Below are 19,376 nucleotides of genomic sequence, written 5' to 3' on the forward strand. Positions count from 1 at the left end.
GGCTCGGGCGGCTGAATTCGTTACGTGTCGCTTATCGTTCTATTGCCAGGGCCAGGCCCTGTCCCACGCCGACGCACATCGTGGCCAATGCCCTGCTGCCACCGGTTTTTTCCAATTGATGCAACGCGGTCAGCACCAGCCGCGCACCGCTCATGCCCAACGGGTGGCCCAGGGAAATAGCTCCACCGTTCGGGTTGACCTTGGGCGAATCGTCGGCGATACCGAGTTCGCGCATGACCGCCAGGCCCTGGCTGGCAAACGCTTCATTGAGTTCGATCACGTCAAAATCTGAAACAGCCAGGCCCAAACGCTCAACCAGCTTGCGCACCGCCGGGACCGGACCGATGCCCATGACGCGCGGCAGGACGCCCGCACTGGCCATGCCCAACACGCGGGCGCGTGGGGTCAGGCCATGTTTCTTGACCGCATCCGCTGACGCCAGAATCAGCGCGACGGCACCGTCGTTCAAACCGGCCGCGTTGCCTGCGGTCACGGTCTTGCCGGCACCGTTGACCGGTTTCAATCGGGCCAGTGCTTCCAGGCTGGTTTCGGCGCGCGGATGCTCATCCCGGTCGACGATGGTTTCGCCCTTCTTGTGAGCGATCCGTACCGGCACGATTTCTTCAGCGAAGAAGCCCGAAGCCTGCGCCGCTGCGGTCCGTTGCTGGCTGCGCAGCGCGAACGCGTCCTGATCCTCTCTGGACACCTTGAAGTCCTCGGCAACGTTGTCGCCGGTCTGCGGCATGGTCTCGACGCCGTACTGGTCTTTCATCTGCGGGTTGACGAAGCGCCAGCCCAAGGTGGTGTCTTCCAGCTTCTGCCCCCGACCGAATGCGCTGTCGGCCTTGCCCATGACGAACGGCGCACGAGACATCGACTCGACGCCACCGGCTATCGCCAGCTCCATCTCGCCACAGGCAATCGCGCGGAAAGCGCTACCCACGGCGTCCAGCCCCGACGCGCAGAGACGATTGACGGTGACGCCGGGCACGGTTTCCGGCAAGCCGGCCAGCAACGCCGCCATGCGCGCGACATTTCGGTTGTCTTCGCCGGCCTGATTGGCGCAGCCAAGGAACACTTCGTCGACCTCCCTCCAGTTCACCGATGGATTACGCTCCATCAATGCCTTGATCGGCAGAGCAGCCAGATCGTCCGCGCGGACAGTCGCCAGCGCGCCGCCGAAGCGGCCTATCGGGGTGCGAATCGCATCGCAGATAAAAACATCACGCATCATGCTTCTCCCGGGGTCTGACCATGGGCGGCAGCGGTACGCGCTTCCAGATCACGCAAGGCGCTCAGCTCGTATTCGGTGGGTTCTTCAGAAACCGCCACGTTTTCGGCAAAACGCACTTCCCAGCCCGTCGCCGCTATCACTTGCTCGCGGGTCACGCCCGGATGCAGCGTGGTCACCACAAACTCGTTGGTGCCCGCTTCCGGCTCCATGATGCACAGGTCGGTGATGATGCCCACTGGCCCTGCGCCCGGCAGGCCGAGGCGTTTGCGAGAGTCGCCGCCTTCGCCGTGGCCGACGGAGGTCATGAAATCCAGCGTGTTGACGAACGCACGCGAAGATTGCTTGAGGATGATCAGCACTTCCTTGGCGGAACCCGCAATTTCAGGTGCCCCACCAGCACCCGGCAAGCGCACTTTCGGATTGTGGTAATCGCCCACCACGGTGGTGTTGATGTTGCCGAAACGGTCGACCTGAGCGGCGCCGAGGAAACCGACATCGACCCGACCGCCTTGCAGCCAGTAGCGGAAAATTTCGCTGGTGGATACCACGGTGTCCGCGGTTTCGGCCAACTCGCCGTCGCCGATGGACAGCGGCAGAACATCAGGTTTGGCGCCAATCGGACCGGATTCGTAAATCAGCACGACATCGGGTGACGAGGTCAGCCGCGCGAGGTTAGCCGCCTTGGAAGGCAGCCCGATGCCGACGAAGCAGACAGAGCCGTTTTTCAAGCGACGGGCTGCGGCCACGGTCATCATTTCACTGGTGGTGTAGGTCATTATTTTGCCTCCGAAGCGCGGGCCAGCTTGCTCTGGAACTCACTGAAATCACGGGTGCCGTGGATGTATTCATCGATCCATGCCGTAAATGCCTCACGGTCACGACCGATTGCGTCCCACGCCTGATAGAAACGGTTGTCGCGTTCGTAGTAACCATGCGCGTAGGAAGGGTGGGCCCCGCCCGGTACAAGGCAGACCGCGCTGAGGGCCCAGGTTGGCAGCACACAGGCGTTCATGGGCGCATTGAGGTCATCGACGATTTCCTCAACGGTGACGATGCAACGCCTGGCGGACAACGCGGCTTCTTTCTGCACCCCAAGAATGCCCCAGAGCAGGACGTTGCCCTTGCGATCGGCTTTTTGCGCGTGGATCACGGTGACATCAGGGCGCACGGCAGGGACCGCCGCGAGCACCTCACCGGTGAACGGACAGGTCACGGACTTGATCAGCGGGTTAACCTTCGGCAGGTCAGAACCGGCGTAAGCGCGCAGCACAGCGAACGGCAGGCCCGAAGCGCCCGCGACGTAAGCGTTGGCAAGGTCCGCATGGCTGTGCTCTTCAATTTCCATGGGCTGCGGCCATTGCTTTTCAACAGCATCGCGCAGACGGTGTAACGACCCCACACCCGGGTTGCCACCCCACGAGAAAACCAGCTTCTTCGCACAGCCCGCACCGATCAACTGGTCGTAGATCAAGTCCGGGGTCATGCGAACCAGCGTCAGGTCCTTCTTCTTCTGACGAATGATTTCGTGACCGGCAGCCGTAGGAATCAGATGGGTGAAGCCTTCCAGCGCAACGGTGTCGCCATCGTTGATGAATTGCTCCACGGCATCGTGCAGGGAAAGAATGTCCGCCATGAGGTGCTCCAGGTTCAAAATCTCATCGGTGAGCGGCGTGTGGAACAACGCCGGGATGAGATTCAGGTTATGCCTGGGGGTGGAACGGAACAATCCGATAATCGACTAACCGTTCGATAATCGAACAGAGAGTGAGGGCGATCAAATCAGGTGAACAGCTGGGTACTCAGATCGCGGCTGGCGTCGAGCATGATGGGCAGAAACTTCTGCTCCAGTTCATTGCGTGTCACACGTCCGGCGCTGGTGCTGACGTTAAGCGCCGCCAGCACCTGCCCCGACGCGTCATAAACCGGGACTGCGATCGAGCGCAAACCCTGCTCCAGTTCCTGATCGACAATGCACCAGCCTTGCTGGCGGACCTGCTGCAAACATTCAAGCAACGCCTCGGGCGTACGCAGGGTGCGACTGGTTTTGGGCTGCAGGTCCACATGATCCAGGTATTCCTGCAGCGATACGTCGTCCAGCGCGGCCAGCAGAATCCTGCCCATCGAGGTGCAATACGCCGGTAACCGGCCGCCCACCGCCAGATCAACGGAAATCAGCCGTTGGGTGGTCGCAGAACGGGCGATATAAAGGATGTCGTCCCCCTCGAGCGTCGCCATGTTGCAGGCCTCATGCAACTGGCTGCTCATGCGGTCCAGATAAGGTTGGGACGAGACAGCCAGCGGCGTCGACGACAGATAAGCGTGACCCAGAGTCAGCACTTTCGGCAGCAGTGAATAGGTGCGTCCGTCGGTGGTGGCGTAACCCAGTTTGATCAGTGTGTGCAGACAGCGGCGCACGGCCGCGCGGGGAATTTCCGTGCGGTGGCTGATTTGCGCAATGGTCAGGTGGCGCTTGCGCTCCTGAAACGCATGAATGACGGCCAGTCCACGCGCCAGTGACGTCATGAAATCCGGATCACCTGTCAGGGCCTGAATACGCTTGGCGGGGGACGCCACGATGGGTGGTGCCAGCGAAGTAAAGGAATTACGCAGTTGATCGTTCATCTTGATACCGTTCGTCGTGGCCGCGCAGGCCTTCTATAGCGCCACTCTCGTCTCTTTTTTTGGAGACATCAAGGGTGGTATGGGCGATTATCGAACCACTGGCCGATAATCGCAATTGACCGGACGTCTCGTTGCTTATACCTTTCACACGCCACCATGTGGCTTCTTGGAAATACTGGTCAGGTACCCACTGAGAAGTCCCAGGCACGGCCTTGCTCACCGCAAGGCCGTTTTTGTCTGTGCCTCATCCCGAATCCCCTCAATGTTTGAATCCGATACATTTACGTGCGCGGCTCAATCGAATCAGCATGGAAATACGTCGCCAGAATTTTGTCTCGGCAGTTCACGATTGAATAACAAAGTTCTGTCATAAATTTTCCTGCACAAACTTCGGAACCTTCGTACACGAAAAGAGTATTTATCCTCAGTTATTCAATAACGGGTCGCGCCACAGTTGACTCTTTTGCTCTTCTTGGAGATAGTACGCGGTAATTGACGCGCTATAACGCTAAGGTGTGAGGGTGACGTCCACGCCAAACCTGTGTGGATCCAATCATCGCACCGCATGCACTACCCGAGTGCATTGCCAGCGATAGACAGGCCAGAAGCCTGGTCGATTAGCCAGCCAACGCTGGCAAGCCGAAAAAATGTATGTTGCTACGACAGCTTTGTCGTTCTGGTGCGCGTAGCCGCGTGTGACAGAAGTGTTTAATACACTCGCTCATGACTCATCGATAACGTTTATTTTCCATCGATCGGTCAATGGCCTTAACACTTCCAGCCACTGCGTTATCGCCAGAACCGCACTCGACACAATCAGGTATTAACGTGACCAAAGATGAACTGCGCGCAGAATTAGAGCGCCAGGAACAACGTTACAAGGAAGTTTACGGTGGCGAAATCACCACCTACGCCGCTCAGCCCGAACCTGAACGCAAGCCTTGGCGCAAAAGGGCCAGTTTACTCGATCAGGCATTCAAGCAAGAACTGCAGAAAATGGAAGACGAGCTCAAAGAAGAGCCTTGAATCCGTTTGACAGTCGACGCTGAAGCAACGGCCAGATACTCGATTCACCCGACCCGGTTTCAGCCAAGGTTGAAGCACGCTACTGTGTTTCTGCTACCTTGCAAAAAGTCAACAGGGGTGCGCGGGCAGAATTTTCGTTGCAGGTTGCTACCAATTGGCGGCTTGCCTATCGATTAGTTTTTTTTCTGTCATAATCCCGCCCCCTTAATACCGGGTCAGAAAACCTTCCATGATCGATTTATTCAGCGGACTGGATGCCTGGGTGATTGTGAGCTTGCTGCTCGCCCTGGCTTTTGTCCTCACCTTCGAGTTCATCAACGGCTTTCATGACACCGCCAACGCGGTGGCGACAGTCATTTACACCAAGGCCATGCCGCCACATCTGGCGGTATTTTTCTCGGGTGTGTTCAACTTTCTCGGGGTACTGCTCGGCGGTGTCGGCGTGGCGTATGCCATCGTCCACTTGCTGCCGGTCGAGTTGCTGATCAACGTCAATACCGGTCATGGTCTGGCGATGGTGTTCTCGTTGCTCGCGGCGGCAATCACCTGGAACCTGGGTACGTGGTACTTCGGTATCCCGGCGTCCAGTTCGCACACCTTGATCGGGTCGATCCTGGGCGTGGGCCTGGCCAATGCGCTGATCAACCACATTCCGCTGGGCGAAGGCGTGAACTGGCAGAAGGCGATCGATATCGGTGCCTCGCTCGTGTTCTCGCCACTGATGGGTTTCATCGTCGCCGCGCTGGTGCTGATCGGTCTTAAAACCTGGCGTCCGCTGTCGAAAATGCACAAGACACCGGAACAACGGCGCAAGCTCGACGACAAGAAGCACCCACCGTTCTGGAATCGTCTGGTGCTGGTGATTTCGGCGATGGCGGTCAGTTTCGTGCACGGCTCCAATGACGGACAGAAAGGTATTGGCTTGATCATGCTGGTGCTGATCGGCATCGTACCTGCGCAATTCGTACTGGATCTGAGCACCACGACCTACCAGATCGAACGTACCCGCGATGCGACGTTGCACCTGAGTCAGTTTTACCAGCGCAACAACGCGACGCTGGGCGAGTACCTGGCCCTGGGCAAATCAAAGAGCGGTGACCTGCCTGAGCGCTTCAGTTGCAACCCGGAACAAACCGAACCCACCATCGATGCCCTGCTCAACAACCTCAAGGGTGTGACCGACTATCACAGCCTGGCGCCCGAGCATCGCATCGAAGTGCGCCGCTACTTGCTGTGCCTGGATGACACCGCGCGCAAGGTCAGCAAGCTGCCGGCGCTGGATGCACGCGAGAAATCCGATCTGGACAAACTGCGCAAAGACCTGACGGCGACCACTGAATATGCCCCTTTCTGGGTGATCCTTGCCGTAGCGCTGGCGCTGGGCATCGGCACCATGGTCGGCTGGAAACGTGTGGTGCTGACCATTGGTGAGAAGATCGGCAAACAGGGCATGACTTACGCACAAGGCATGTCGGCGCAGATCACCACCGCCAGCGCGATCGCCTTGGCCAACGTCTTCAGCCTGCCGGTATCGACCACGCATATCCTGTCCTCCGGCGTTGCCGGGACCATGGTGGCGAACAAGAGTGGTCTGCAAGGCGGCACGGTGCGCAACATCCTGCTGGCCTGGGTCTTGACCCTGCCTGCAACAGTCGCCCTGTCGGCTGCGTTGTTCTGGCTGGCGTCCAAAGCGCTGGCGTGATCGCAGCGCAATGACCCACGGTGCCCACTCATGGAGTGGGCACCATCGTTTTGGGCGGGTGAAACCGGGAAGCCAGCCGTCAGCGCCTCTTCTTGCCTCCACCCAGCAACGACCCCATCAAGCCTCGCACCAGCTCTCGGCCAATCTGGTTGGCTGCCTGACGCATGGCGCTCTTGACCGCCTGCCCCGCCAGCCCGCCCAGAAAGCCACCGGCCATGTCTACAAAGCCGCCCTCTGCCTTCTCGTCCGCAACAGGTGCTTGCCCCGGTTCGGGTGCCGCCCCTTTCCTCGCCAGCAGCATTTCATACGCAGACTCGCGATCAACCGGCTTGTCGTAACGACCGGACAGCGGTGATTGAGCGATCAACGCCCCGCGCTCGGCGTCGCTCAACGGTCCTATTCTTGACTGCGGCGGTGCAACCAGCACGCGCTTGACCATTTCCGGCGTGCCCTTCTCCTGCAGTGTGCCCACCAGCGCCTCACCGATTCCCAATTCGGTCAACACCGTCAGCGCGTCGAATTCGGGATTGGGCCGAAACCCTTCCGCCACGGCTCGCAGCGATTTCTGCTCCTTGCTGGTGAAGGCCCTCAAGCCGTGCTGGATGCGCAAGCCCAGTTGCGCAAGAATCGTATCGGGAAGGTCCGCAGGGGACTGCGTGACGAAATAAACCCCCACGCCCTTGGAGCGTATCAGCCGGACCACCTGTTCAAGCCGGTCCTGCAAGGCTTTTGGCGTATCGGCGAACAGCAGATGAGCCTCGTCGAAAAACAACGCCAGCAACGGTTTGTCTGCGTCCCCGCGTTCCGGAAGCTGCTCGAATAGCTCAGCCAGCAGCCACAACAAAAATGTCGCGTAGACCTTCGGCGCCTCATGCACCAGACGGCTGGCATCCAGCAGATGAATACGCCCTCGCCCATCGCTCGCTGGCTGCAGGATGTCTTCGAGCTGCAGTGCCGGCTCGCCGAACAGCGCCTCGGCGCCCTGCTGCTCCAGCACCGCCAGGCGCCGCAGCAGCGCCTGACTGGAACCTGTGGTCATCAGCGCGCTGTCTTCGCCCAGCGCTTGGGGATTGTCACGCAAATGGTTGAGCAGCGCCTTGAGGTCTTTGATGTCCAGCAACAACAGCCCCTCGCGGTCGGCGACCTTGAAGGCGGCATACAGAGCGGACTGCTGGCTATCGGTCAGTTCCAGAAGGCTTCCCAGCAACAACGGCCCCATTTCAGACAACGTCGTACGAAGTGGATGACCCGAGCGACCCTGCACATCCCATAATGTCACCGGGTACCCCTGCGGCGTGTGATTCAGCCAGGGCATACCGGCGATACGCTCGGCAACCTTGCCCTGCGGATTACCCGCAGCGCCCAGCCCGCAAAGGTCGCCTTTGATGTCTGCGGCGAACACCGCAACACCGGCGTCGCTGAACACTTCAGCCAGGCGCTGCAAGGTCACGGTTTTTCCGGTACCTGTCGCACCCGCCACCAAGCCGTGACGATTGGCCAGACGCATCGCCTGGCCGATTGGCTGTCCGTCCAGGCCTGCGCCAATCAGAATTTGTTGAGCATCAGGCATGTCTTCTCCTCAGGTCGGTTGTTTTCGCTTAGGCCAGGCGATACGGCGAGCGTCGCCCGCATTGCACATCACCGATCAGGGTCGGCTTATTCACTCTAGTTCAGGTCACCCGATGCCCACAGCGTCGCCCGTTCCAGAACTGTTTTCCGACCGAACAACTATTCTTGAACGTGGTCAACAATGGACGCGAACACCGCAGGAGGCCACCGTGCATATCGCAGACATGACCATGTTCTACGCCCCTGCCAGCGGCGGCGTGCGCACTTATCTGGATGCCAAGCACCGCCGGCTGGGGATTTATCCCGACGTCCGACACAGTCTTCTCATTCCGGGCGCCGGCCTCGGCTCCAAGGATGGGGTGTACAGCGTGCCAGCCCCACCTGTGCCGTTTGGCAACGGCTACCGCTTTCCACTGCGGGTGGCCCCTTGGCGAAATACCCTGCGTGACCTTCATCCCGATCTCATTGAGGCCGGGGACCCCTATCTCACCGCCTGGGCGGCGCTGGATGCCCGCCGCCAGCTGGACGTCCCGGTCATTGGCTTCTACCACTCCGACCTTCCATTGCTGGTCAGCAACCGCATCGGCACTTGGGCGGGCACCAATGTCGAAACTTACATCAGCAAACTCTACGGCAACTTCGACCGCGTCCTCGCACCCAGCACGGCCATGGCAGAAAAACTCATTCGTATAGGCGTCACAAACGTGCACGTGCAGCCGTTGGGGGTGGACCTCGAGATGTTCCATCCTGCCCGCCGCGATCCGGGACTCAAGTCAGCGCTGGGCCTTGGCAACGAGACACACCTGCTGGTCTTTGCCGGGCGGGGGTCAAAGGAAAAAAACATCCCGATCCTGCTCGATTGTATGAGGGAGCTCGGCGAGGGTTATCACCTGTTGCTGGTAGGCTCGCACATGCCGACCCACGTGCCGGAGAATGTCAGTGTGATGAATCATTTCCTGCCGCCCGTAGAGGTTGCCCGCCTCTTGGCCAGCGCCGATGCGCTGGTGCACGCTGGCAATCAAGAGACCTTTGGCCTGGTGATTCTGGAGGCCATGGCCAGCGGGACACCCGTAGTGGCCGTTGATGCGGGCGCTTTCCGCGAGATCATTCCCGCCACCTGTGGCCTGTTGTGCGAACCCAATCATCCAAAGGCCATGGCCGACGCCGTGGGTCAGCTATTCAGGCAAGACCTCCCCGGCATGAGACGCGCGGCACGCCGCCATGTCGAAATGCACTACGATTGGGACACCGTCGTCGCCGGCCTGCTTGGTCATTACGCGTCAGTTCTGGGCATCACGGTTGGCACCCGGGCACCGGCCTACGCTCATGGATGAGGTCCTTATGCCCCGCGAGCGCAGCGTTGTGGTGGTGTTACATGATGTCGCACCGCAGACCTGGGCCGACTACCGCCCCTTCGTCGAAGCCGTCGACGCCATGGGGAATATTCCAATGACCTGGCTGGTTGTGCCGGACTTTCACAAAAACGACCACGTCGACAACGCGCCGGCCTTCCAGCGTCTGATGCATTCGCGTCTGGCGCGAGGCGACGAACTGGCGCTTCACGGCTACTACCATTGCGATGACGGCCCGGCACCGCGAACCCCTCATGCTTTTTTCATGCGGCGTATTTATACCTGGGAAGGCGAGTTCTACACCCTCGATTACCCTCAGGCGCTGCAACGTCTGGTAGCGGGCGTCAAGGTATTCGAGCGCCATGACTGGCCGCTGCACGGATTCGTCGCACCGGCCTGGCTCATGAGCGAAGCCACGCGAGCAGCCTTGCGCCAATTACCACTGGACTACACCAGTGATGCGCAACATCTGTATCGTCTACCGGACTTTTCCCGGATCGAAGCACCGGGTATTGTCTGGAGCGCACGCAGTTCCTGGCGACGCGGACTGTCGAAAATAATCAGTGACCATCGCGAGGCTCATTTGCATAACGCCAACACCATTCGCCTCGGGCTGCACCCCGTGGACATGCGCCATGATTTTTCTCGTCAGTACTGGCTGAACACGCTCGAGCGCCTGCTGGAGGACGGCCGTACGCCCATGACCAAGTTTGCCTGGCTGCAGCGTCAGAGTGCCGTCAGGTCCGCCGCGTGAAGCGACTTGTCTGGCTGGCGGTGCTGCTGTTACTTGCCCTTCTGATCCCGTTTTTCATGGGCGGCGCGGACATGTTTCACCGCCTGCGCAACTTTTCACCTGTGTTGCTACTGGGCATGTTCGGCATGGTCCTGGTCGGCTGGTGCATGAATACGATGCGCTTGCGACTGCTGTTAGGCGACAGCGCTCGGGGATTGGGAATGCGCAAGAGCCTGGCGGTGGTCATGGCCACTGAGTTCGCGTACTGCGCGACGCCAGGCGGCAGCGGCGCGCCGCTGACGTTGGTGGCCCTGCTGTCACGGAGTGGGATTGGTCCGGCGAAGAGCACAGCAGCGTTCGCCACGGACCAGCTCAACGACCTTGTCTTTTTTCTGCTCGCGCTGATCGGCATCCTGATTTACGCCGTTTTCCACAAACTCAGCGAAAATCTGGAATGGATGCTCATTGCCAGCGCTTTGCTAATCGGTGCCGGCCTGTGTGCCTGCGCAGGCTTTGCGCGGTATCACCGTCGGATCATTCTGCTGAACGGCAAGCTGCTCAAGCGCCTTAAACGCAAAAACACCACGCGCATCCGGTGGGCGCGCAAGCTGTTGCACTTTCGGGACGCGCTGGCTGAAACCTGGAAGATGCCCCACCGCATTCTGCTCAAGGTCTTTGCCCTGACCTGCATTCACTGGAGCCTGCGCTATAGCGTGATGTACCTGGCCTTGCGTGGGCTTGGCGTGGACATCGATTGGGCCTGGACATTTCTGGTGCAAATGCTCTCGCTGAGCGCGGGACAATTCAGCCTGTCGCCAGGTGGCGCCGGTGCTGCGGAATTGACGTCGGCGGCCCTGCTGGCGCCCATGGTGGGCAAATCGACCGCTGCCGCGGCGATTCTGATCTGGCGGATCGTGACCCACTACTTCTACCTGGTCGCGGGCGGACCGGTGTTTCTGCTGATGGTGGGCCGCCCCTTGTTGATGAAGCTACTCCGGGTCAAAACCGCGTGATGCCTCTTCTTCCTGTTCTTCAGGGTTGAGCTGCTCCCACAGCTGAGCGGCCCCCTCGAATTCAGTTCCGTCGTCAGGGGACAACGCCTCAGGGTCATATCGGCTCAGACAGCCCTCACCCAGGGTGGGCGGCGCTTTGGAAGTGGCTTTATCAAGGGGGTCGGTCATGGCTGTGCTCCGCTGATACACGGATTTGATTGCAGGAGCGAATTCATTCGCGAGCACCGATACGTGCGCTGCGCTGTATCGCCTGACACAGTGCATCGCGAATCAATTGGCTCCCACGTGTCCGGCGTTTGAACGCTACTTCTCTCGCAGCGCCTGTCGCCAGCTTAGTCGAACACCACGGTCTTGTTGTCATGCACCAACACGCGATCTTCCAGGTGCGCGCGCAGACCACGGGCCAGCACCATCTTCTCGACGTCACGCCCGAAACGCACCATGTTCTCGATGCTGTCACGATGGCTGACGCGCACCACGTCCTGCTCGATGATGGGACCGGCGTCCAGCTCTTCGGTGACGTAGTGACATGTCGCGCCAATCAGTTTCACGCCGCGCAGCGATGCTTGATGGTACGGCTTGGCGCCCACGAACGAAGGCAGGAAGCTGTGATGAATGTTGATGACCTGATGCGCATATTCACGGCAAAGGTCAGGTGGCAGGATCTGCATGTAACGGGCGAGGACAACGACTTCCGCTTCGTGTTGTTTCACCAGACGTGAGACTTCAGCGAAGGCGGGTTCCTTGTCCTTTGGATCGACCGGCACGTAGTGGTAGGGAATGTTGTGCCATTCGACCATGCTGCGCAGGTCCTGGTGGTTGGAGATCACACAGGCGATTTCGCAATCCAGCTCATCGCTGTGCCAGCGGTGCAGCAGGTCTGCCAGGCAATGCGATTCGCGGCTGGCCATCAGCACGACGCGTTTTTTCTGATCGGAGTCCGTGATGCGCCAGTCCATCGAAAACTCTTCGGCGATGGGGGTGAACGCCTCACGGAAACCGTCGAGGTCGAACGGCAGCGTGTCGGCACGGATTTCGTGACGCATGAAAAACCATCCGCTGAGGTTGTCAGAGTGATGGCTTGCTTCGGTAATCCAGCCGTTGTACGACGCCAGAAAGTTACTGACTTTGGCAACGATGCCTACACGGTCCGGGCACGCGATGACCAGACGAAAAGTGCGCATGAGGGGGAAACTCCAGAACTTCGCAAAAGGCGGCTATTCTAACGGCTACCTCACGACTGTGCAGTATTCCGATGACACTGATTTCATCGGGAGCAAACGCACCCTCGGCCAGCGCTAATCGGGCTCGGCGCTCCGGGCAGGCCTCCCTCACACCGAACAAGGTGCCGTTAAGGCGCTCAATAGTGGCAGTCTTTTGAAAACCGCCCACATAACATTTGTTTCATGAACGCGCATGTCGCTTAGCTATTTCAAAATGCTACAGATAAAACTTTTCTTAAATGTTTACTTGCGCAAACGCTATGACTATTATTGCGTCATTACACCTTGCTCATCACAACACAGGTAACCCTCATGTCCTTGATCAACGAATACCGCGCAACAGAAGAAGCCATCAAAGAACTGCAAGCGCGTCTGCAAAACCTGCAACAAGACGACAAACTGCAAAAGGAACTTGAGTTCGAAGGCAAACTGCGCACCCTGATGGGCGAATATCAGAAATCCCTGCGCGACATCATCGCGCTGCTGGATCCAGACTCCAAAATGAAAGCCCCGCGTGGCGCTGTGGTAAAAACTACCGGCACCAAACGCGCGCGCAAGGTCAAGCAATACAAGAACCCACACAACGGTGAAATCATCGAAACCAAAGGTGGCAACCACAAAACCCTGAAAGAGTGGAAAGCCAAGTGGGGCGGCGACGAGGTTGAAAGCTGGGCAACTCTGCTGGGCTAATTACCCGCGTAGTGCGATAGCTGTTGTGCAGTGATGTGCGACTCAAGAAAAACGCCAGCAAATGCTGGCGTTTTTTATGGGCGGCGAACGGTCCTGCCCCGTTATAAATTCAGCCGCTGTTGAAGTTGCAGCGAATAGTCCTGCCACTGGCTTAGCACCTTGAGCTGCTCGGGCGTCGCGGTAAGGGACTGCGCAATCAAGGCTTTGGTAAACGCTTTCAAGGTGTTGGGCGCTCCGGCCTGTGGGTCGGTCAAGCGCAGCTGGCAAAAGCGTAACCAGCGTTGTTGCTCTTCGACGCTGAGGGTTTCGGCAAAGTTTCGGGCACGGTAACGGAACAATAACTCGGGAAGACGAGGGTCATCGAACGGCCAGGCTTCGTTGCCCAGTCGCGGCGGCTCTGCATTACGAACCTGCTCGCAGAGACGACGATCCCGGTCATTAATAAAGCCGTCATATAGCTGCTGCTCGGGGTCCTCACTCACAGCGAACTCATCACTGGCGTAAACCTTTTTCAACTTTTCCTGCCAGATCGCCTGCCCCTCGTTCAGACGCAAGACCCGATCTTTAAAGACGCTCATGTCCAACTGCAATCGCTGACGGTCTTCCTCGCGCAAGACGCTCAAGGGGGCGACAACCGGGCATTTATTTATATGCAGTAATTTGAGCGGCACCGGCAACTGCCCCTCCAAAAGATCTTCACGACGCGTATATAAGCGCTGGCGCAAGGTCTCACCGTCTTCTTCCAGCAAGGGACTGTGGTCATGAAAAAGGTCGCAGACGATCAGCGCATTACGATTGGTCGGGTGCCAGGCCAGCGGTAATACGACGCCCACGTAACTTCGTGCTGCGGAGAACCGGCCAGATATATGCACCAGTGGCTGCAACAGGCGTATTTGCTCCTGCACCTTGTGCTTGCTGCGTAATTGAAAAAGATAGTCGTACAGCTTGGGTTGTTTGTCGCGAATCAACCGCGCGAGTGCAATAGTTGCACGCACATCGGAGAGCGCATCGTGCGCCTGACCGTGATCTATACCATTGGCAGCCGTGAGACGTTCGAGCTTCAGCGTGACGCGCCCGTCTTCTTCCGGCCACACAATGCCTTCAGGTCGAAGGGCATATGCGGTACGCACAACATCGATCAAGTCCCAGCGGCTGTTGCCGCCCTGCCACTCTCGCCCATACGGGTCGAAGAAGTTGCGATACAGACTGTAGCGCGTCATTTCGTCATCGAAACGCAGCGTGTTGTAACCGGCCCCACACGTACCGGGTTTTGAGAGTTCGGCATGCACGCGCGTCATGAAATCCGCTTCGCACAATCCCTTTTCCGCCAGTCGGGCCGGGGTAATGCCCGTGACCAGGCAGGCCGCAGGATGCGGCAGGATATCGTCGCTTGGCTGGCAGTAGAGGTTGACGGGATCGGCGATTTCGTTGAGCTGCTCATCGGTGCGTATGCCCGCCATCTGCAGAGGACGGTCGTTACGCGGATTGATCCCGGTGGTTTCGTAGTCGTACCAGAAGATGCTGGAGGTCACGGGCCTGATCCTGAACAAAAGACCGAGGCAGTCTAACAGATGGTCCTGGCGCTCCATCGAGGCGGCAGATGTAACCGGGTTATGCGCAGGTTGCTTACCTCCCCCACCGTGGCTAGCATCAGACTTTATTTCAAGGCGTATCCCTCCCCACAATGTCCTCCTCGCACGCTTGGCCAAGGATCGCTGCGCAGCCTGCCCCGCTGGACACCCGTATCCGCATGGAAACCCCGGAAGGCATCGACCTGATGCTGCGTCCCGCCGGACTGTTGTCGCGCTCGCTGGCCTTTGGCATCGATCTGCTGGTTCGCGGTGCCCTGCTGGCCGGACTGTTTTTTCTACTGGGAGCACTTGGCGAGTTCGGCACCGGCGTATTCGTGTTGGTGCTGTTTCTGATCAACTGGTGGTACATGGTGCTGTTCGAGGTCCTGCATCAGGGGCGCACACCCGGCAAGCAGATCATGGGGCTGCGCGTTGTACACGATGACGGCACGCCGGTCGGCTGGTCGGCGTCGCTGCTGCGTAACCTGTTGCGTTTTGTCGACATGCTGCCGTTCGGTTACAGCGTGGGGGCGTTTGCCTGCTTGCAGCATCCCCTGTTCAAACGCCTTGGCGACCTGGCCGCGGGGACGCTGGTGATTTACCGCGACACACCGACGCCGCGCCCGACGCTGCCCGAGGCCTCCCCCATGACATCGCCGTTGGTGCTGACCTTGTCGGAGCAACGCGCCGTACTGGCCTTCGCCGAACGCCAGCAAGGGCTCGCACCGGCGCGGGTCGAGGAGCTTGCCTCGATCCTCGTCGAACCGTTGCAAATGCCGCTACACACCCCGCCGCAACAGGCGGTGAGCCAGTTGAACGGCATCGCTCACTCACTGGCGGGATCGACATGAAGCGGAGCTCGCCATGAAGCAAGGCCAGTTCGAACAACGCCATCGAGGTACCTGGCAACAGTTCAGCGAACGCCTCGACGCGCTGGAACGCAGCCGTCGCAGGCACGAAGCGGGCGATGGCTTCACACAGGCCTACCGGCAAATCTGCCAGCACCTGGCCCTGGCTCAAGCGCGCGGTTACAGCAGCCATCTGATCGAGCCCCTGCAACAGCTCGCCATGCGCGGTCACCAACAGCTGTATCGCCATCACAGTCAGTTCGCCGCCCGGTTGCTGGCGTTCGTACTGGCCGATTTCCCCCGTCTCGTGCGCGCCGAATGGCGGCTCGTCACGTTAGCCCTGGTCTTGTTCTTCGGTAGCCTGATCGTCATGGGACTGCTGGTGTACGGGTATCCGGACCTGATCTACAGCGTGGTCAGTCCGGCCCAAGTCAGCGAGATGGAGTCGATGTACGACCCGGCGGCACGTCGTATCGGTCAGGCAGCCGAACGCGCCTCAAGCACCGACTGGCTGATGTTCGGTTACTACATCATGCACAACGTCGGTATCGCCTTTCAGACCTTCGCCAGCGGTTTGCTGTTTGGCCTGGGCAGTCTGTTTTTCCTGTTCTTCAACGGTCTGCTGATCGGTGCCGTAGCGGGTCACCTGACCGATGTCGGCTTCGGCCAGACCTTCTGGCCGTTCGTGGTGGGGCATGGCGCCTTTGAATTGACCGCCATTGCCCTGGCCGGCGCCGCGGGTCTGAAACTGGGCTGGGCGTTGCTCGCACCCGGCCCGATGCGGCGCGGTGAAGCCCTGCGCATCGCCGCACAAACCAGCGTCCGGCTGATCGGCGGCGTCATGTTGTTCCTGTTGATTGCCGCGTTTATCGAAGCCTACTGGTCGTCGATGACCTGGCCGCAGCCCGCCACCAAATACCTGGTGGGCGCCGTACTGTGGGCGTTGGTGGCGTCCTATCTGATCTTTGCCGGGCGCACGTCCCATGCGCCTGACTGAAGCCTGCGTGGCGATTCGCCCGCGCAATCCATGGGAAGCCATCGACCTCGGCGTGCTGCTCGCACGTCAGCATCGGCGCCTGCTGATGACGAGCTGGGCGATGATCACGTTGCCGATTTTCGCGCTGATCAGTGGGTTGCTTTGGGACTACCCCAGCGTCGCGGTGCTGCTGTTCTGGTGGCTCAAGCCTGCGTACGAACGGTTGCCGCTGCTGATCCTTTCCCAGGCGCTGTTCGGTGCGCCCCCGTCGTTGAAAGACGCGCTCAGGGCCTGGCCGCGTGCGCTCAAACCCCAATTGCTCGCCAGCCTGACGTGGCGACGATTCAGCTTGAGCCGCAGCTTCTATCTGCCCGTGCAACAGCTTGAAGGCCTGGACGGACTGGCCCGGGCACAACGCATCGCACTGCTGGGAGAAAAGGACCGACGCGTCGCCCGCTGTCTGACGTCCCTGGGCAGCACGCTGGAGATGGGCTTCTGGGTCAGCGCGATGCTGCTGTTCTACGCGCTCATTCCCCAGCAGGTCGAACTGGACTGGTCGTGGCGCAGCCTGCTGGACATCGAAGGGAACTGGAACTGGCTGGAACATTTGACCAACGCGTTCTACGCGCTGGTGCTGGTGTTCTGGGGTCCGACCTATGTCTCGTGCGGTTTCGCCCTGTACCTCAATCGCCGTACGACGCTGGAAGCCTGGGACATCGAGCTCGCGTTCCGCCAGTTGCGTCAGCGTGTGATGGGCAGTGCCTACGCGCTGTTGATCGGCGTCTCGCTTGCGTTCAGCCTGTCGCCGTCGAGCGCGATGGCCGCCGAGACCACAGACGAATCGAATTACAGTTGTCCGTTACCGCCGCTGGATTCCGCCTCGGCGGACGAGCAGGTGGCAGGCCCCGCCGCGCCGCGTCTGCTGAACCAGCCGTTGACCAGCCAGGCCTCACGGCAAGCCATCAAGGCCGTGCTGGACGGCCCGCCCTTCAAGAACCCGAAAACCGTCTCGGGCTGGCGAATCGCCGAACAGAAGCACCATGCAAAGACTGGCGACACCCCTCAATGGCTGGCGAAGCTGATCGTGGGGTTATTGAACGCAGGCAAAACCCTGTCAACCGTTTTCGAAGCGCTGCTGTGGACCTTGATCGCCGTAGTCGTAGCCTGGATTGGTTGGCGTTACCGCGCCTGGTTCGGCACCTTTGTGGGCAGGGGCCAGCGCAAGACGCCCTCTGCGCGTGCAACGCCTCATCAATTATTTGGTTTGCAGGTGGCTGCCGAGAGTTTGCCGGATGACGTCGCCACTGCCGCAGAAAAACTCTGGCCACACGCCCCCCGCGAGGCGCTCAGCCTGCTCTACCGCGCCCTGCTCAACCGTCTGCTGACCGACTATCAACTGCCACTTAAGAATGCCGATACCGAAGGTCAGGTGCTGGCGCGGGTCGACGCCTTGAACCAGCCGCCGCTCCACGCCTACAGCCATGAACTGACACGCCACTGGCAAAATCTGGCCTATGGTCATCAGCTCCCTGACGCGGATGTGCAGCAGGCCCTGTGTGACGAATGGCGACGGTTGTTCGCCCGTGGAGCCGCCGCATGAGTCGGCGCACAGGGATGCTGCTGGGCGCCCTCGTGCTGGTGTGCATCGCGATCGCCAGTGCACCGCTGCTCAACCGTATCGAGCACTATGAGGACGTGGTCGATCAGGGCGCGTCACCTGAGGCGCGGGCCAACCCGTACCTGGCGGCCGAAACGTTTTTGCGCCAGCGAGGCGTGCCGGTCAACGTCACCCAGGCCCTCAACAACCTCCCTGACACACGCCAGCAGACGCAGACCCTGATGCTGCTGGACACGCGCGAGAAGATGACCCCGGCCGACGTCACCCGCGTGCTGAGCTGGACCCGTGCAGGCGGACGGCTGCTGTTTGTCGCCGAGCAACTGTGGGATGAAAAGAAAGGCCGCAGCGGCGACCTGTTGCTCGATCAGCTGCAGATCCATCAGTTCCTTACCCGTGACCTGCGCGAACAGGACCGACGGCGTGAACGTGAGCAGCTCAAGCCCGTCATCCCTTTGAGCACACCAGACATCGACGCGCCGAAAACGCCCTGGCCCGAGCTGACCCGACTCTACGTCCAAAACGAAAACGATCCGGCCTACATGAGTTTCGATCCGGCGTTTCACCTGGACGACCCACTGGATCACGCACAGTCCTGGGCCAACAGCGCCGACGCGACGCACATGCTGCAGATGGTGTACGGCAAGGGGCTGATCACGGTACTCACTGACGCGGACCTGTGGAAAACCCGTGCCATCGGCAAATATGACAATGCCTGGCTGCTGTGGTACCTGAGCCAGGACAGCAACGTGACCTTCCTGCTGCGCACTGACCACGATGACTTGTTCGGCCTGCTCTGGAAGTATTTCCCGCAAGCGTTGCTGGCATTGGCGCTTTGCCTCGGTGCAGGGCTCTGGCACGCCGGCATGCGCCACGGCCCGTTGCAGCCCGAGCCGTCACGCGCCCGTCGACAACTGGGCGAGCATCTGCGCGCCAGCGCCGACTTCCTGCTGCGCCGCCGAGGGCAGCACGCGTTGCTACGATCCCTGCAGCAGGACATTCTGCGTCGCGCTCGACAACGCCATCCCGGGTTCGAAACCTTACCGGTCACCGAACAATGGCAACTGCTCGCCCGCATGACTCGCCAGTCGACCCATCACGTGGGTCAGGCCTTGCGCCCACGCCTTGAAGAACGTCTGCCCAGCGCCGAATTCACCCGTCAGGTTGCCTACCTGCAAACCCTCAGGAACGCCCTCTGATCC

18 protein-coding genes are annotated in these 19,376 nt (G+C 59.9%); 10 read left to right on the plus strand and 8 right to left on the minus strand.

The features are described 5' to 3' along the window. Positions 1-31: 31 nt before the first annotated feature. The 4 genes from pcaF to pcaR all read right to left on the minus strand — a co-directional run bounded on the left by pcaF (position 32) and on the right by pcaR (position 3,856). Positions 32-1,234 carry a 3-oxoadipyl-CoA thiolase gene (gene pcaF / locus BMY73_RS15915; protein WP_175500192.1) on the minus strand — a complete coding sequence of 401 codons (1,203 nt, stop codon included), beginning with the start codon at positions 1,232-1,234 and terminating at the stop codon, positions 32-34. After that, complete coding sequence (locus BMY73_RS15920; RefSeq protein WP_092408285.1) at positions 1,231-2,010, minus strand: CoA-transferase subunit beta; 780 nt, start codon at positions 2,008-2,010, stop codon at positions 1,231-1,233. The genes pcaF and BMY73_RS15920 overlap by 4 nt, the downstream gene beginning before the upstream one ends. Beyond that, positions 2,010-2,867 (minus strand): CoA transferase subunit A, encoded by an 858-nt coding sequence (locus BMY73_RS15925; RefSeq protein ID WP_092408287.1) that lies wholly within the window; start codon positions 2,865-2,867, stop codon positions 2,010-2,012. Before BMY73_RS15925 ends, BMY73_RS15920 begins: the two co-directional genes overlap by 1 nt. A 146-nt stretch (positions 2,868-3,013) precedes the next feature. Continuing rightward, complete coding sequence (gene pcaR / locus BMY73_RS15930) at positions 3,014-3,856, minus strand: pca regulon transcriptional regulator PcaR (RefSeq protein ID WP_062383728.1); 843 nt, start codon at positions 3,854-3,856, stop codon at positions 3,014-3,016. An 828-nt stretch (positions 3,857-4,684) separates the two neighbouring features. Here pcaR and BMY73_RS15935 point away from each other — a divergent pair. After that, positions 4,685-4,882, plus strand: a complete 198-nt coding sequence (locus BMY73_RS15935; RefSeq protein ID WP_062383732.1) for a hypothetical protein — start codon at positions 4,685-4,687, stop codon at positions 4,880-4,882. Positions 4,883-5,111: 229 nt separating this feature from the next. Further along, positions 5,112-6,584, plus strand: a complete 1,473-nt coding sequence (locus tag BMY73_RS15940; RefSeq protein ID WP_062383735.1) for an inorganic phosphate transporter — start codon at positions 5,112-5,114, stop codon at positions 6,582-6,584. A 79-nt stretch (positions 6,585-6,663) separates the two neighbouring features. Here BMY73_RS15940 and BMY73_RS15945 read toward each other — a convergent pair whose 3' ends face one another. Next, positions 6,664-8,154, minus strand: coding sequence for a helicase HerA-like domain-containing protein (locus BMY73_RS15945; protein WP_092408289.1), 1,491 nt, complete (start codon positions 8,152-8,154; stop codon positions 6,664-6,666). Between the two features lie 223 nt (positions 8,155-8,377). On the opposite strand from BMY73_RS15945, the gene BMY73_RS15950 reads away from it, so the two are divergent. The 3 genes from BMY73_RS15950 to BMY73_RS15960 are packed head-to-tail and all read left to right on the plus strand — an operon-like array spanning position 8,378 to position 11,251. Beyond that, positions 8,378-9,487 carry an N-acetylglucosaminyl phosphatidylglycerol synthase gene (locus BMY73_RS15950; protein ID WP_062384099.1) on the plus strand — a complete coding sequence of 370 codons (1,110 nt, stop codon included), beginning with the start codon at positions 8,378-8,380 and terminating at the stop codon, positions 9,485-9,487. Between the two features lie 7 nt (positions 9,488-9,494). Beyond that, a complete protein-coding gene (locus BMY73_RS15955; RefSeq protein ID WP_092408291.1) occupies positions 9,495-10,259 on the plus strand; it encodes an N-acetylglucosaminyl phosphatidylglycerol deacetylase in 765 nt (254 codons plus the stop codon). Beyond that, positions 10,256-11,251, plus strand: a complete 996-nt coding sequence (locus BMY73_RS15960; protein ID WP_092408293.1) for a glucosaminyl phosphatidylglycerol flippase — start codon at positions 10,256-10,258, stop codon at positions 11,249-11,251. Before BMY73_RS15955 ends, BMY73_RS15960 begins: the two co-directional genes overlap by 4 nt. Here BMY73_RS15960 and BMY73_RS15965 read toward each other — a convergent pair. Next, the gene (locus BMY73_RS15965; RefSeq protein WP_062383747.1) at positions 11,228-11,419 is read right to left on the minus strand and encodes a hypothetical protein; all 192 of its coding nucleotides are present in this window, start codon (positions 11,417-11,419) and stop codon (positions 11,228-11,230) included. The two genes, BMY73_RS15960 and BMY73_RS15965, sit on opposite strands and share 24 nt — an antisense overlap. Positions 11,420-11,583: 164 nt before the next feature. Next, positions 11,584-12,435, minus strand: a complete 852-nt coding sequence (gene purU, locus BMY73_RS15970; RefSeq protein WP_062383750.1) for a formyltetrahydrofolate deformylase — start codon at positions 12,433-12,435, stop codon at positions 11,584-11,586. Between the two features lie 351 nt (positions 12,436-12,786). On the opposite strand from purU, the gene mvaT reads away from it, so the two are divergent. After that, positions 12,787-13,164, plus strand: a complete 378-nt coding sequence (mvaT, locus tag BMY73_RS15975; RefSeq protein ID WP_062383752.1) for a histone-like nucleoid-structuring protein MvaT — start codon at positions 12,787-12,789, stop codon at positions 13,162-13,164. A gap of 101 nt (positions 13,165-13,265) precedes the next feature. Here mvaT and sbcB read toward each other — a convergent pair whose 3' ends face one another. Next, on the minus strand, positions 13,266-14,753 hold the full coding sequence (gene sbcB, locus BMY73_RS15980) for an exodeoxyribonuclease I (RefSeq protein ID WP_370588147.1): 1,488 nt from the start codon (positions 14,751-14,753) through the stop codon (positions 13,266-13,268). 95 nt (positions 14,754-14,848) lie between these two features. Between sbcB and BMY73_RS15985 the strand changes: the two genes are divergently transcribed. The 4 genes from BMY73_RS15985 to BMY73_RS16000 are packed head-to-tail and all read left to right on the plus strand — an operon-like array spanning position 14,849 to position 19,373. Next, on the plus strand, positions 14,849-15,586 hold the full coding sequence (locus BMY73_RS15985) for an RDD family protein (protein WP_062383758.1): 738 nt from the start codon (positions 14,849-14,851) through the stop codon (positions 15,584-15,586). Positions 15,587-15,599: 13 nt separating this feature from the next. Continuing rightward, entirely contained in the window at positions 15,600-16,580 is a 981-nt protein-coding gene (locus tag BMY73_RS15990; RefSeq protein WP_062383759.1) for a stage II sporulation protein M, read from the plus strand. Continuing rightward, a complete protein-coding gene (locus BMY73_RS15995) occupies positions 16,567-18,159 on the plus strand; it encodes a DUF4129 domain-containing protein (protein ID WP_092408295.1) in 1,593 nt (530 codons plus the stop codon). Before BMY73_RS15990 ends, BMY73_RS15995 begins: the two co-directional genes overlap by 14 nt. Next, complete coding sequence (locus BMY73_RS16000) at positions 18,156-19,373, plus strand: DUF4350 domain-containing protein (RefSeq protein WP_092408297.1); 1,218 nt, start codon at positions 18,156-18,158, stop codon at positions 19,371-19,373. Before BMY73_RS15995 ends, BMY73_RS16000 begins: the two co-directional genes overlap by 4 nt. The last annotated feature ends 3 nt before the right edge of the window (positions 19,374-19,376 follow it).

It is taken from the genome of Pseudomonas sp. NFACC02 (assembly GCF_900110765.1).
Lineage (GTDB): Bacteria > Pseudomonadota > Gammaproteobacteria > Pseudomonadales > Pseudomonadaceae > Aquipseudomonas.

Excerpts from the sequence above, each read along its gene's own strand:
- pcaF (WP_175500192.1), bottom strand. The coding sequence starts at position 1,234 with ATGATGCGTGATGTTTTTATCTGCGATGCGATTCGCACCCCGATAGGC.
- BMY73_RS15920 (WP_092408285.1), bottom strand. The coding sequence starts at position 2,010 with ATGACCTACACCACCAGTGAAATGATGACCGTGGCCGCAGCCCGTCGC.
- BMY73_RS15925 (WP_092408287.1), bottom strand. The coding sequence starts at position 2,867 with ATGGCGGACATTCTTTCCCTGCACGATGCCGTGGAGCAATTCATCAAC.
- pcaR (WP_062383728.1), bottom strand. The coding sequence starts at position 3,856 with ATGAACGATCAACTGCGTAATTCCTTTACTTCGCTGGCACCACCCATC.
- BMY73_RS15940 (WP_062383735.1), top strand. The coding sequence starts at position 5,112 with ATGATCGATTTATTCAGCGGACTGGATGCCTGGGTGATTGTGAGCTTG.
- BMY73_RS15945 (WP_092408289.1), bottom strand. The coding sequence starts at position 8,154 with ATGCCTGATGCTCAACAAATTCTGATTGGCGCAGGCCTGGACGGACAG.
- BMY73_RS15950 (WP_062384099.1), top strand. The coding sequence starts at position 8,378 with ATGACCATGTTCTACGCCCCTGCCAGCGGCGGCGTGCGCACTTATCTG.
- BMY73_RS15955 (WP_092408291.1), top strand. The coding sequence starts at position 9,495 with ATGCCCCGCGAGCGCAGCGTTGTGGTGGTGTTACATGATGTCGCACCG.
- BMY73_RS15965 (WP_062383747.1), bottom strand. The coding sequence starts at position 11,419 with ATGACCGACCCCCTTGATAAAGCCACTTCCAAAGCGCCGCCCACCCTG.
- purU (WP_062383750.1), bottom strand. The coding sequence starts at position 12,435 with ATGCGCACTTTTCGTCTGGTCATCGCGTGCCCGGACCGTGTAGGCATC.
- mvaT (WP_062383752.1), top strand. The coding sequence starts at position 12,787 with ATGTCCTTGATCAACGAATACCGCGCAACAGAAGAAGCCATCAAAGAA.
- sbcB (WP_370588147.1), bottom strand. The coding sequence starts at position 14,753 with ATGGAGCGCCAGGACCATCTGTTAGACTGCCTCGGTCTTTTGTTCAGG.
- BMY73_RS15985 (WP_062383758.1), top strand. The coding sequence starts at position 14,849 with ATGTCCTCCTCGCACGCTTGGCCAAGGATCGCTGCGCAGCCTGCCCCG.
- BMY73_RS15990 (WP_062383759.1), top strand. The coding sequence starts at position 15,600 with ATGAAGCAAGGCCAGTTCGAACAACGCCATCGAGGTACCTGGCAACAG.
- BMY73_RS15995 (WP_092408295.1), top strand. The coding sequence starts at position 16,567 with ATGCGCCTGACTGAAGCCTGCGTGGCGATTCGCCCGCGCAATCCATGG.
- BMY73_RS16000 (WP_092408297.1), top strand. The coding sequence starts at position 18,156 with ATGAGTCGGCGCACAGGGATGCTGCTGGGCGCCCTCGTGCTGGTGTGC.